The 14,119-nt window shown below is 36.3% G+C and carries 13 protein-coding genes; 2 read left to right on the top strand and 11 right to left on the bottom strand.

The window, feature by feature from the left end; all coding sequences use genetic code 11:
* Position 1: 1 nt before the first annotated feature.
* Positions 2-1,054 carry a type 2 isopentenyl-diphosphate Delta-isomerase gene (gene fni, locus JNUCC76_RS07455; protein ID WP_454153812.1) on the top strand — a complete coding sequence of 351 codons (1,053 nt, stop codon included), beginning with the start codon at positions 2-4 and terminating at the stop codon, positions 1,052-1,054.
* A gap of 17 nt (positions 1,055-1,071) precedes the next feature.
* Here the strand turns inward: fni and hpt are convergent, their stop codons facing one another.
* The 4 genes from hpt to JNUCC76_RS07475 form a co-directional block, all read right to left on the bottom strand.
* The gene (gene hpt / locus JNUCC76_RS07460; RefSeq protein ID WP_454153813.1) at positions 1,072-1,635 is read right to left on the bottom strand and encodes a hypoxanthine phosphoribosyltransferase; all 564 of its coding nucleotides are present in this window, start codon (positions 1,633-1,635) and stop codon (positions 1,072-1,074) included.
* Positions 1,632-2,927 carry an adenylosuccinate lyase gene (gene purB / locus JNUCC76_RS07465; protein WP_454153814.1) on the bottom strand — a complete coding sequence of 432 codons (1,296 nt, stop codon included), beginning with the start codon at positions 2,925-2,927 and terminating at the stop codon, positions 1,632-1,634. Before purB ends, hpt begins: the two co-directional genes overlap by 4 nt.
* Positions 2,920-3,684: a formate/nitrite transporter family protein gene (locus tag JNUCC76_RS07470; protein WP_454153815.1), complete on the bottom strand. Its 765-nt coding sequence runs from the start codon at positions 3,682-3,684 to the stop codon at positions 2,920-2,922. Before JNUCC76_RS07470 ends, purB begins: the two co-directional genes overlap by 8 nt.
* A gap of 175 nt (positions 3,685-3,859) precedes the next feature.
* The gene (locus JNUCC76_RS07475) at positions 3,860-4,579 is read right to left on the bottom strand and encodes an MIP/aquaporin family protein (protein ID WP_454153816.1); all 720 of its coding nucleotides are present in this window, start codon (positions 4,577-4,579) and stop codon (positions 3,860-3,862) included.
* Positions 4,580-4,791: 212 nt separating this feature from the next.
* Here JNUCC76_RS07475 and JNUCC76_RS07480 point away from each other — a divergent pair, with 212 nt between their 5' ends.
* On the top strand, positions 4,792-5,244 hold the full coding sequence (locus JNUCC76_RS07480) for a flavodoxin (protein WP_454153817.1): 453 nt from the start codon (positions 4,792-4,794) through the stop codon (positions 5,242-5,244).
* Positions 5,245-5,255: 11 nt separating this feature from the next.
* On the opposite strand, the gene JNUCC76_RS07485 is transcribed toward JNUCC76_RS07480, so the two are convergent.
* From JNUCC76_RS07485 to JNUCC76_RS07515, 7 genes are all read right to left on the bottom strand, one after another.
* Complete coding sequence (locus JNUCC76_RS07485; RefSeq protein WP_454153818.1) at positions 5,256-5,672, bottom strand: GtrA family protein; 417 nt, start codon at positions 5,670-5,672, stop codon at positions 5,256-5,258.
* A 43-nt stretch (positions 5,673-5,715) separates the two neighbouring features.
* The gene (locus JNUCC76_RS07490; protein ID WP_454153819.1) at positions 5,716-6,618 is read right to left on the bottom strand and encodes a glycosyltransferase family 2 protein; all 903 of its coding nucleotides are present in this window, start codon (positions 6,616-6,618) and stop codon (positions 5,716-5,718) included.
* Positions 6,619-6,628: 10 nt separating this feature from the next.
* Positions 6,629-7,501: a fucose 4-O-acetylase gene (locus tag JNUCC76_RS07495; RefSeq protein ID WP_454153820.1), complete on the bottom strand. Its 873-nt coding sequence runs from the start codon at positions 7,499-7,501 to the stop codon at positions 6,629-6,631.
* 1 nt (position 7,502) lies between these two features.
* Positions 7,503-9,422 (bottom strand): LTA synthase family protein, encoded by a 1,920-nt coding sequence (locus JNUCC76_RS07500; RefSeq protein ID WP_454153821.1) that lies wholly within the window; start codon positions 9,420-9,422, stop codon positions 7,503-7,505.
* Positions 9,423-9,504: 82 nt separating this feature from the next.
* Positions 9,505-11,274, bottom strand: coding sequence for a 6-pyruvoyl-tetrahydropterin synthase-related protein (locus JNUCC76_RS07505; RefSeq protein ID WP_454153822.1), 1,770 nt, complete (start codon positions 11,272-11,274; stop codon positions 9,505-9,507).
* Entirely contained in the window at positions 11,258-13,195 is a 1,938-nt protein-coding gene (locus tag JNUCC76_RS07510; RefSeq protein WP_454153823.1) for a DUF6020 family protein, read from the bottom strand. Before JNUCC76_RS07510 ends, JNUCC76_RS07505 begins: the two co-directional genes overlap by 17 nt.
* On the bottom strand, positions 13,164-14,117 hold the full coding sequence (locus JNUCC76_RS07515) for a glycosyltransferase family 2 protein (protein ID WP_454153824.1): 954 nt from the start codon (positions 14,115-14,117) through the stop codon (positions 13,164-13,166). The genes JNUCC76_RS07510 and JNUCC76_RS07515 overlap by 32 nt, the downstream gene beginning before the upstream one ends.
* Positions 14,118-14,119 lie beyond the last annotated feature (2 nt).

Genomic DNA, 14,119 nt, shown 5'->3' on the forward strand with positions numbered 1-14,119 from the left:
AATGACTGAATCTGCTCAATCCCATCGTAAAGATGAACATCTATCACTTGGTGTCAAACTCTGGCGTCAAAATACAATGCCTGTCATTGGTGCGACTTTTGATGATGTACGTTGGTTGCCCAACACTTTTCCCGAAATGAGTGTGTCAGAAGTTGATACTTCAACCAATTTGTTTGATCACCATTTTAAATGGCCCTTTTACATCGAAGCCATGACAGGGGGATCAGTTTTAACTGGTCGCATCAATATGGAACTTGCTGAGGTAGCTGCTGAGTCAAATATTGCTATGGCAGTTGGCTCACAATCAATTGCACTAAAAGAACCTGAAACACGTGAAACATTCACAATTGTTCGCAAGAAAAATCCTGATGGCTTTCTATTTGCCAATTTAGGGGCCGATCATCCTATTTCAAATGTGCGTACTGCCATTGATATGATTGACGCTAATGCTATCGAACTTCATGTTAATGCTGCCCAAGAACTTGTCATGGCTGAAGGTGATCGCAAATTCTATTGGCTAGAAAATCTTGCTGAGATCATTGCAAAGTCACCTGTTCCGGTGATAATTAAGGAAGTTGGCTTTGGCATGAGTCAGTCTACTTTCAAACAAATTGCCGATTTAAACCCTGCTGCTATCAACGTTGGCGGAGCAAACGGAACAAATTTTTCTTTTATTGAACAAAGGCGTAATCGACTTTCTGAAGCTATCAATTTAGATAATTACGGATTATCAACCGTTGAAAGTTTGCTGGAAGCAAAAATGGCTAACAATTATTTGCCCCTAATTGCAACAGGAGGCATTCAAAGTGTGAATCATGTTATAACTAGTCTCATGCTGGGCGCATCTTTAACTTCTAGTGCTGGTTTTATTCTCACAACCCTAATGGAAAAAGGTCAAAAATCATTACTCGAAGAAATTAATGCATGGCAAGTAGCGTTACCACGCCTATTTACTTTACTTGGTGCCCAAAATATAACGGAGTTGCAACATAAACCATTAATATACAGCCCTAGCCTACAAAGTTTTATTGCACAACAAAAAGCATCTCAATGAGATGCTTTTTCATTTAATTATTTTATTAAGTCAACTTTATCAAAGTCAACAATAGCAATTACCGGTAAATTTCTGAAGAAGTTGTTATAATCCATACCATAACCAACCAAAAATTCGTCTGGTACATCTAAACCAAAATAATCAACTTCAAAATCAACTACTCTAGCCTCTTTTTTATCAGCTAACGCCACTGTGGTGACACTTGATGCACCCTTTAATTCAAAATAATTGTGCAGCCACTGCATTGTTCTTCCTGAATCAATAATCTCATCAACAATAACAACATCTCGATTAGTTAAATCCATGCTAACATCATGAACCACCTTGACTTGACCGGTTGATGCTGCACCTGAATAGCTTTTAACGTCTACAAAATCAAAATCAACATCTAATGGCATCTTTCGAAGTAAATCAGTTGCAAAGATAACACCACCCTTTAATACGGCAATGAAAATAGGTCGCTCTTTATTTCCTTCAAACTTTGTAGTCAATTCATTTGCCACGCGTTGAACTTGTGCTTGAATATCTGTTTCTGTTGCCAACACCCCTTTAATAGCTGGGTGTGTGATTAAAGGTTTCATGCTAAACCTACTCTCTTAAAAATTTCATCAACATGTCGTAAATGATAATGATAATCAAATGCATCATCAACCTGTTTTTTTGTTAAGTTTGCTTGGATAGTTGGGTCTGCATCTACTAGGTTGCGGAACATCAATTGTTCATCCCACGAACGAGCTGTCAACGGTTGCACAGTGTCATATGCTTGCTCACGTGACAATCCTGCATCAATCAAACTTAACAGTAAACGCTGTGAATATATTAAACCATACGTACGGTCCATATTCTTTTTCATTGTTTCTGGGAACACACCCAAATTATTTAGAATGCCAGTATGGCGGTTTAACATGTAATCAAGTAATGCGGTTGCATCCGCAAGTATGACACGCTCTGCAGATGAATGCGAAATATCACGCTCATGCCATAAAGTAACGTTTTCCAAAGCAGTTACTGCATAACCACGTAGCACACGTGCCAATCCAGTAATGTTTTCATCACCGATTGGGTTTCGCTTATGTGGCATGGCCGATGAGCCCTTTTGTCCTTTAGCAAAGCCTTCTTCAACTTCATGTATTTCAGAGCGCTGTAAGGAACGAATTTCAGTGGCTAGCTCTTCCATTTGCGTGCCAATCAAGGCAATTGTCTGGATATAATCTGCGTGTAAATCACGTGGTAGTACTTGCGAACCAACTGGTTGAGGAGTTAGCCCAAGTTCTTTCATAGCAACTTCTTCAACACGTGGTGGCACGTTAGCAAATGTACCAACGGCACCTGAAAGCTTACCTGTTTCAACTTCAGCAGCAACACGATCAAAACGTTCTATAGCGCGTGTTGCTGAAGCATAAAAACGTGCCATCTTCAAACCAAAAGTTGTTGGCTCAGCATGCACACCATGCGTACGCCCCATCATAACTGTATCTTTATATTGCAAGGCTAATCTTTTAATTGCTTCACGCCAGTCTTGCAAATCTTTTTTTATCATATCATTGGCTTGGCGCAAACGTAAAGCTTGTGCTGTATCAACAACATCCGTTGAAGTTAGACCATAATGAATCCACTTCCGCTCATCACCCAAAGATTCAGATACGTTACGTGTAAATGCAACTACATCGTGTCGTGTAGATAATTCTATCTCTGCTATTCGATCTACATCAAATTTTGCATTGGCACGTATTTTTGCAAGATCCTCGGCTGGAATATGGCCTTCAGCGACCCAACCAGCATCAACAGCAATTTCAACATCTAACCATGTTTGATATTGATTTTTCAGCGACCAAATGTCGCGGAGTTGTTCTCGTGAATATCGTTCAAGCATTATTTTTGTCCTTTGTGAAATAAAATGAAACAGCGAGTAATAAGCCACCAAACGTGTTACCTAAAAATGCCGGCACAAGATTATGCAACATTTGTACCAATGTAATCGTACCATTAAAATAAGCAGCTGGCAGCAAGAAAAAGTTAGCAATAACATGATTGAATCCAATTAACACAAAGATCATGACTGGAAACCACATACCTACTATTTTCCCAATGGCATCCTTGGCGACCATACCTAAGTATACACCCATCGCCACTAACCAATTCGCACCGATTGCCGAAAAGAAGATCATCGGCATACTTGGGGTTACTTTAGCCATTGCCATTGCAGCAACTTGTTTGCCATAAATATCCACCTTAGTCAGCCCTAAGTAATATCCAAAAATATAGGCTAATAAAATCGCACCAAGTCCATTGAGCAAAGTTATCAGTGTTACTTCAAAAAAATAACGCAACCAACCCAAATTATGGTTTAAAGCGCCGTAACCAAGAATAAACATATTTCCAGTAGCGAGCTCCTGTCCAGTGAACACAATCATAATTAGTCCAACCGGAAATAAAGACGCACCGACCAAGGAAACAATAGGAGATTGGAGAGCAGTTAGTGGTGCCATTGCACGTATTGCTGCTAAAAATCCCAAAGAAATAGCAACACCACCCATTATCCCAAGCGTTACTTTTTTTCTGACGGGATAGCCAACTTTTCGTCGAACGGTATCAACCAGCAATGCTTGCATTTCATCATTTGTGTGCATATTCATCTCCAGAATAACTTTATTTAATTTTCTCTACTCAATTATTTTACCAGTTATTTTACTGGTTGCGTTCGTAATTAAATTAGTATTTTCTCACAAAAATAAAAAAAGTTCGGTTTACCCGAACGAAACAGTACTTTTTATAATTTTAAGCGAACGTTTGGATTGTAAGCGTTCACAGACCTAAATAAAACTTTGAAAATAATGCAGCGAAAATTGCACCAACAAATGGTGCTATTCCGGGCACAAGAATACCGTATTGAAAATCGCTGGAGGCTCGCCTTTTCCAAGGAATAATTGTATATGCAATGCGTGGCCCCATATCTCGAGCAAGGTTCATTGCAAACCCAGTGGTACCACCTAGACCCATACCAACAGCCCAAACTAAGAAAGCCACGGCTAGCGGAACCATACCAGGCACATCCCCCGCTTTTGCAGAAATAGCTAATATACCTGTCAAAAAAACGAATGTCGCAAACATTTCAACAAAAAAATTACGTGGTAAGTTGCGAATTGCTGGTGCTGTTGAAAAAATATTACGAACGATTACTGGATCAATATCTTTTTCAGATAACTTAAATTGATCAGCATACATAATATAGACAATAATTGAGCCGAAAACACCACCCAATACTTCTACTAAACTAACAATTAAGAAATACCCAAAATGAATATTTCCTAAAATAAGTTGGACCATCGCCATCGCAGGGTTAATATAAACTTCCCCAAAGATAAACAAGACAATTGCTATTCCAAATCCCCAAGTTGTAATCGAAAACAGATGACCTGAACCGTGGTATTTTGTACGATTCAACACTTCATCAGCGTGAACGCCAACTCCGAAAACAATCATGAGCGCAGTGCCCATAAATTCAGCCAACAATTGATGTATCATTTTTAATCTCCTAAGGGGTTGAAAATCTGCATGTGAATTTTTAAATTACAGTCACCTAACCATATTAAGGCCTCAGGGCCATACTGTAAAGGCTTTTTATGACTTTGTCAACAAACCGTCATATTTCCAGATATTTCGTCAAATCGTAGCTTTTAATAGTTTAATAAAATGCTATAATTACTTTTGATAATTAAAATAAAGAGGACTATAAAATGAAAGCACAAGTTATCTATGCAACGCTTACTGGGAACAATGAAGATGTAGCAGATATTATTATTAAAGCGCTTGAAAATGCTGATGTTACGGTGAAAAAATCTGAAATTAGTCAAACCGAGGTCGATGAATTAGAAGATGTCGATATTGCCGTGGTTGTCCCCTATACATATGATCAGGGCTCACTGCCAGATGAAGGATTAGATTTTTATGATGATTTAGCTGATGCAGATCTTGAGGGTGTCGTATACGGTGTTGCGGGATCAGGAGATACCTACTATTTAGATGATTATTGCTTAGCGGTACCAAAATTCGAAAAGCAATTTTCGCTTACCAACGCAACTAAAGGTGCAACAGGTATCAAAATTAATTTAAACCCACAAGCAAACGATATCCCGACACTACAAAAATTTGCACAAGATTTAATTGCTGCAGCTAAAAGTAACAAATAAAAAGAAGGCTTTTAAGCCTTCTTTTTAAATATAACTAATTTACTTAACGCAAAGTTAGAAATGATTACAAAAATATTTTGTATGATATTCCAGATTTGAGCATCTTGCTTTAACAAGTTAACCCCAAAATAAAAAATAACAAAGCCAATTACGGCAGTAGCAATTCTTGCTAACAAAAACTGAAATATCTCACTCATTACCGTATTGAAGTCATGAGCTGTCGAGTGAAACACCCAAGTTCGGTTTGTAAGATAAGCAAAAAAGATAGACCAAAACCAAGCAAAAAGATAAGATATAGAAGAATTCATATGCCATACTTGAAAGGCTAACCAAAAGGCAATGATGTTAACCAACATTGTTAAGCCGCCAAATACGATATACAAAATAGCTTCTTGGTACTGAGTCAGCAATAACTTTATTTTTTCCATGAATTTCTCCTAAAAATGAAATAGCCCCTAATTAGGCACTATTTCATTTTTCCTTTAAATCATCTGCAAATTCAATTATTGGATTGAATGTTTTACCAGCCCGAAATCCCTTTTTAAAGATATCAAGCTTTTCTTGCTTTCGTTCAGTATTAGAAAACTTAATCTGGAAATATTCAGCCCACATACGTAATAACGCACGATTACGACGATAGAAATCACGTTTTTTTGCATAATATCTTTTATTTCGGTAAGAATAAAAGTAGCGTGGTGTTCGGTTTTCATTATCATTAAGTAGACTACTACCCACATTTTCTGCCATCTTGTGGGTCACTTTTGCGCTTGGAACAAAATATCCAGGTGCAACACGACCAGCGCGTTCAGTATATTCAATATCATCGCCCCAAATAAAGAATTCCGTGATAGGCAACCCAATCTTTTTAACTACTTCACGTTTCATTAATAATGAAACGAACGTTGCATTTTGTAGTTGCACAGGTTCCACTTGATCCTCTGGAATTACTTTCAAACGATTCATTGGTGCTGGTTGATTCATTAGCGCACGATGCCCATCAGTCCAACGAACATCACTAGATAAGAAACCGAATTGATCTTGTTTATCAGCAAACTTCAATAACTCAGTTAACGTATCTGGATGCACAACAGTATCGTCATCCATCAACCAAACAAAATCATCGGTTGTATGCTCCATAAAGTAGCGTACACCTTTATTAAAACCGCCGGCACCACCAATATTTTCTGGCAAACGTACATATTCAATTTGGTTGCCAAGTGACGTTAGATACTCTTGCGTATCTGACTTACTATTATTATCAACCACAATAATGTGTGAAAGTTTGGTATCTTGCGTCTGCAAACTTTCAATTACTTCTTTTAGAAGAGCAAGACGGTTAAATGTGACAATCACTGCACTGACATTCTGAGACATATTGTTTTCCTTAATTCAAGAATATTGTTAAATTTACAACTAATGTTAGTATAAACAAAAAACCAACAGTCGTATAGAAAAAAATTTTTTTAGACATATTCCATTTTACATGAATCGTCACAAAATCTAATAAGAATTCAATGAGTTTTATTGCAGCAATCAAACCAAAAATCGAAACAAATATATTATCCGCTCGACCATAACTAAAGTACACACCACTGATTTTAGCAGCAATTATGGTAACAATGCTCCCTATCACAATCCAAATAGCTCGCATTTTAGTGGATTTAACAATAATGCTATCATTAATAACGAGCAAGCCTGTTCCAAGCAATGCTGCATTTAAACTGAATGGTAGATCAATTATTTCACCAATATATTGGGGCGCAATCATCAAAACTATTGCAGAAACGATGAGTAAGCGTTTATCGGAAATTTTTTGATGCATATAATGGGCTAATTTCATCGCAATGGGTGTCATCATTAAAAACCAACCGATTGGGTATTTCGTCCAGACTTCCCCCAAGGGCGTATTCAAATTCCCCTCGTTACCAAGTGCACCAGCAGAGATAGCATCCCACCAGTTTCCCATAGCAAATTGAAATGGTGTGTGCACAGGAATCACCTGTAATGTGATAAAAAAACCAATTACTGCTAATATGGTTGAAACCAACAAATAACAATCAAAGATGTCACCTGGCTTACGATTTTCCAATAATGCCAATCGCGCAATGCCAACCAGTAGTAAGGGCCAAGAAAAGTAACTCACCAGCTTACCTAATCCATGAAAATCATGTAAATCACCTGCAACTTTTGTTAAATACACAACGCCAATTAAAGCAATGATAACCGTTAAGAAGGCGTTTAAATATTTTTTTGTCATATTATTTCACCTTCTGGAAAAATTTTGTTTTTAGTAGATAGTTTTTACCTGTCGTAATATCATATTGCACGAGTTTAAAATCTTTCACAAGCTTTTGTTGTTCTATCGTCAAAGATTTTTCATCAATATTTTTTCCGTTTTTATCAATAAATGACAGTTTACCATTCTCATCACGTTTATAGTTGTTAATTGTTGGGACTTTCTCAAGTAATTCCGTCTTCAATGCCCAATACGGATCGACTTTCATATTGTTCATTTTAAGCACCATTGCAGTGAAATCAGATGGGTCTGCATAGTTTTCTGAAACATCAACTGTACCATTAGCTTTTTTGGCTGCATCATTTTGCCAAATAAAATAGGGTGTTGAATGCGCTGATAAAGCATCTGTAGATGTATTTACGAAGCTAAATATTCCTGGCCAATGATCACCATACCAGACCAGTGTGACTGGCCGCTTTAATTTGTTTAATTTATCAAGAAATGCTTGTGTAGCATTATCCGTGTAATGAAGTCCCTGCAAATAAGATTCTATCGTATCCAAATCAGCATTTGAATCAGTGGGCTCAATAACATTGTAATCACGTCCGGAAAATGTCCAAGGTGTATGATTTTGCATTGTTAATAATTGAATGAATTGGCTGTCATTGCCACTACTAATTTTAGAAAGCACATTTTTATATGCTGAAGTGTCACTAGCATGATTGCCGCCACCAACTGAAGCTGTATATTTGACTGGTATGTCACTATCAGTTGTATAGAAATAATTAATACCCATATTTTTGTACACAGCACGTCGATTGTAAAATGAACCCACATATGGATGGACGACAATTTTTTTATCAAATTGTCCAGTGACCGTTGATTTTTCATTAATGCTGCTTGTTAATTGTGAATACGGCATAGTAATTGTTGGCTTGTAAGCTGTAATATTAAATCCTGTCAATGTCGAATATTCAATTCCGGCAGTACCACCGCCATAACCTGAGGAAACCATATGACCGGAACTTGTAGTATTCATAATATTATTGAGTTTTTTTAAGGGATTATCACTAATTGTCAATCCCGGTACATAACTTGGTTTTGTCAAAGATTCACTGAGCGTATAAATGACTGTTTGATTTTTAAAATTCGTATTTTTTCGTGTTGCATTGATACTTTTTGCTTCGTCTTGGTATTTTTTTACAAGCTTCTTCATTGTGACCTGGCTATAACTCTTCGGTTCTACCATCGCATCTGTCGTTCGCGAATTTAACAACGCGACGATCCCGCCATTAGAAACAGCATCGTAAAGTGAATCCCATACTTTAGGATCATCCCCGAGCTTAATAAAAGTTTCTTTGTTTTGATCAGAGTTTATTTGGAAGAAAGGCACTAACGCCAAAATAGAAATAATCATTAGTAGTGCACGCAAGCGAATTGATCTAAAGACGATCCACTTACTGCGACGGTAAATAATGAAAAGTAACACAGCCATAACAATTAGAACTACCACAAAAGCTATCACTAATTTGATATCTAACATCCCTATCAAATTACCAAAGGCCGTCACTTCTTGTAGGCTTGCCTCGGTTATCGCTTCTTGCCTAACGTTAATCAATTGGTATTCAGCAACCGTTACAATGGCTGTTAAGACAGACATCACGATAATTGTTACCGGTATCCGATTACTGATAAGAGTAATAATCCACATCAATATCATTAGAATCAATACATTTATACCGGCCGACGTCGTTTGATTAATGACAAATTGTATGCCATTTGTCCAAGCGCTACGCCCCCAATCACCGGTGCCATAGGTCGGATCTGTCAGCATAACGCCAATCTGAATAATGTAAAGTGATACTATGGATAACCACAGGAACAAAAAATTAAGTCGTAAAAATTTAAATATTTTATACTTTATCTTCATTTTATTTTCCATTCTAAAAAAGGAACAGTGCTATGCACTCTCCCCCAATTAATATAAAGTCTATTATACCGTAAAACAAACAAATTTTGTGACACTAAGTTAAACGATCTGCTCTTTGGGGTCTTTTATGAAAACTAAGTAATGTAACCAAGGTTACCGCAGATACTAAGTTTAACACAATTAACCAATTTGGTACCTGTTGTGTGATTTTTATTTTAGAATTAGCAGCTAATACATTTTGTAATTTTAAGGCAATTTTGCCATGTTTAATAAAGGACTTTTGTTCCTTACCATCAATAGTTGTATTTAAACGTAAGCCTTTGTAAGACACTATAGGTAACTCAATAATTGAATTTGATGGAATCGTTTTTTGAACATTCATATTAATCGATTTTAAAGTGGGCTCATAATTATTTGTATTGTATGTTTGACCATGTCCATCTATAATTTGATGCTTTGTTAGTAAGATACCAGATTTATCTGCCCCAATGAAAGTACTTTTATCGTTAGGATTTGACAAAGCAGATTTTGGAATGTAGTCCGTGTAGTTCTTCAAGTACCAAAATCTCTCGTTGTTGCTTATTTGATTGCTAAAGGTCATATCTGATGAGTACCCATAGCCATCATGTGTACCATCATAAAAAGTAGTATATTCTCTTAATTGTTGTGCCGTCCATAATTGTGAGTTACTATTTGGAAACCAATTATTTTTCATCACACCAGCCATGATAATGACTGAAACCAATCCATAAGTGATTAACCCGCTGTGGAACCATTTAGTACTTTCATGTATTTTTTGGTTAGCTTTCAAATCTAGCAGTGTAAACATTAACGCTAAGGCTATTCCTGGTTTGATAAATCTCGTAGCGAACTGTATAAAAGTTACTGGACTATTTCTTAGATAGTACGCCCACGGTATAAAGTTAGTGCCTAACAACATTACAATTAATCCTAGAACAACACCTAATGATGGTTTACGAGATCCAATAATAATACAAATGATGATGAAAAACAACGGTAACCATATGTCAGGACTATCACTTGGATTTAAAAATAAATGACTGAGATCCTTTACATTATTTGCAAACACAATAGTATTGACCACAGGCTTTTTAACATTGTTAAGCAGTTGGACAATTAATATAGGCCCTATAGCAGCAGCTGTTGATAGTAATGTTGCTATGCCGCCTAAAGTCATTACCCAAACAATTTTTATTTTATTATTGCTTTTAATGAACAAAATAAATAAATAAACCGCAGTAAACAAAGCTAATATAAAAAAGGTCATAATATGTGAGTAAGCGGCAATGCTTAACCCCACAGCAATGTGTGCAATGATTTTCTTTAATTGCCCTTTTGTTTCTTTTGAACAGGCATAAAGGCCATAGGCTAGCCAAGGAATGCCAATATATGCAGTAGATTCCGCTATGTTCCCTGGTGCTAATGCTGTAATACCAATAGTGCTCAACCATAGAATACTGCAAAAAAATGCTATTTTGCGTCCCAATTTACCATGATAACGCAAAATAATATAAGCCGATGTTCCTGACAGAAAAGTAGTGAAAATCATACTTATTTTGAATGCTTGTATTGCTGAATGCGTAAAGAAAAAAACAGTTTGAACAATTTGCAATGTTAATGCTGGGTAAAAAATATTCGTAGCTAAGCCATACTGTCCTAACGTAGTAAAATTCTGTGGATACAAAAACGCCAATCCTGATTGTCTCAAGTTTTCAATGCGCGATACATGGTAATAAGCATCCCAAGGTAAACGAATTGGCACAAAGAATATCGCGTTAAACAAAATAGCAGTTGTGACTGCTATACCAACAACTGCTACCAAATCTCTATATGCTTTCTTCATTTTTTTTACTCTCCTTATTCACATTAACAATTACTGCTAATAATAAAGGTAATGTATAAATAGCTGGGAGCATATAACGTTCCATACCATTCACGGGAGACAATAATGGTACGACTGCCAATAAGCCAATTGGAATAAAGATGAGTGCTGAATAGCTTTTTTTATAAAGGCAGTAGGCAAAACTGAAAAGAACTGCCCACAAGGCAAATGCCGGTTGAAGCATTGTTCTAATAATAGGTAATGCGAATACTGTGTTTGGCCACTTAATATATTTTCTCGTAGCATCAGAGAACCAATGATGGATCTCTGGATACCAACTTGGCTGCAAGAATGTATTATATTTCATATACTCATTGCCATACATGATTCCTCGTGAATCAGGATTACTATCGAGTACTGGATTTAAGAAAGAACTGTCGGCCGCAAAGAAAGTAACAATGTAAGTCTTAGGATGTTTCAATAATTGCTTAAACCAAACCATCAAATATTGTCCAGTTTGTTTCTTAATTTTAGGTGTGGCCTCTTTCTTAAGATGACCTAATTTTAGTTGCTTTATTTCATAAGAACTACGTAAAAAAGAATCAACTGGGTAAAGGGATTTTAAATCGTCCGCATTATTAACATTAAAGTGATTTTTAATTTCCTTAACTGGAGTAATTTTATTGATTGTAGCCAAGTCCTTTTTGCTTAATGATTCTGGATGGTTGATAACTACTGCTGATAACTGACGCATCGGTAAACTAATAACTTCAGCTGTTGATCCTGAAACAACATTCATCGCTGGCAAGGCAACTTTGTTCCAACCAATGTATACTGACAAAAATACTGCCAAACCGATGATGAGTTGACGAGGTATTCTTTTGTTTCGAATAACTTGTACAATCAACAACACAAATAATGACAAAATAACAACATAACTGCCGTCATTTCTAAATAGTGACATTAGTATGCCAGAAAGAATTAGCTGCACATATAAAATTACTGGTAACTCAATTTTTAAATTCGCCACTAAAATTTTAGCATAGCATAATACAAACATTGTGGTAAATGCCAAGAAAAGTGGTGTCTTCTCTATAGTAACTTGCCAGAAAGCGACAAATGGCGAGGCGTAAAAAATAAAAGTAACCACGGCAGCTTTCTTTCCCCAGCAATCACCAATAAAACGAACGACTTTAGCATACACTAATGATGAAACAATTATTTGCACCAATACAATTAAAAAGAGTCCAAAGTTTGGACCAGCAATCTTTTTTCCTATTGAAAATAAGCTACCAAAGACCAGTGTTGAGAACCATGGATGATGATTTGTAGGATAATAAGTAAAATCCAGTTCAGCAACGTGTGTATGAAAGAACTCAAGGAACTGGCGGTAACCGTCCCAAGAAACCATACCGGGGAATAAAGGAAAAATTTGAATTATCCAAATCAACCCCAACCCTATAACGATATACCAATAGTTTATGTAAAACTGAGATACCTTTACTTTACTAATGACTTGCCCTAAAAAAATACCAAAATTAGTAAAAATAAAGGCGAAACCACATAAAGCTACCAAAGTGATGAGCAGGTTTGTTTTGCCCATTAAACTTGGTATATAGGTAACGTTATCAGAGGGAGCCTGATACACTGACATGGTTATCACATAAAAAATAGATAAGATTGATCCTAAAAGCCAATAGGACCAATATGATTTTTTGAATATGTCCAGTTTAATTTTATGCTGAAATAAAACCAGCAAAACAATAATTATTATAGCTAGTAAACTTTCATAGGCCGAAACAGAAAAACGTGCGTGTATCCTACTTGATAAAGTCTCAAAGCTAGTTGAAGGATAAGCGATACCCAACGCTAAATAACTGATGAAACAAAACGCGTAATTTATAACTTTTTTATTCATTTGAATACTTTTTAATTTTTTCATTTGCATTTATCAAATTTAACTCAAAATTTCGCTTGTTGCTTGATTGAATAGCATTCAAAATGGCTCCAGCAAAAAAAGCAGTGACAGCTACACTGAATAGAATCATCGTGACGACTAGCGTTGGCATATTATCAACTCTCCCCGTATTATAGTATGGAACAAAAACACGAAAAGCAAACAATAGCAGTGATATAAGCGACACAATCCCAGCAGATATACCGAAAAACGCAAAAGGATGATAGATGCGATATAAATTGACGACAGTTTTTAGTACTCGTAATCCATCCCCATACGTATCAAGTTTGGACTCAGACCCTTCAGGTCGATCTCGATATTCAATAACTTGATTTTCAACCAACATCTTAAATTCAGTGGCATGAATCGACATTTCTGTTTCAATCTCAAATCCTCTAGACAATACTGGGAATGTTTTGACAAATTGATAACTAAATGCGCGATATCCTGTGAGAATATCTTTAATATTTGTCTTAAACAAAGTGTTTATGAGACCACGTACCAAGGTATTTCCGATATTATGAAACGGACGTGTATTTTCTTCGAAGTACGTTGAGGAAAGTCTATCACCCACAACCATATCAACTTTCTTATCAACTACTTTTCGATACATGTCCGGAATCGCTTGTACAGGATATGTATCATCGGCATCGATCATTATATATGCTTCAGCATCAATTTCTCGGAACATTCTTCTAATAACAGCCCCTTTACCTTGTGCATATTCATGGCGAACAACTGCACCGGCTGAAGCTGCTAATTCAGCTGTATTATCTTTTGAATTATTATCGTAAACGTAAACAACGGATCCTGAGATGCTTTCCGTTACTTTTAATACGTCATTCACTACTTTAACAATTGTTTGGCTTTCGTTGTAAGCCGGTATTAATATCGCAAGTTTATCCATAC

The organism is Leuconostoc sp. JNUCC 76, from assembly GCF_053667755.1.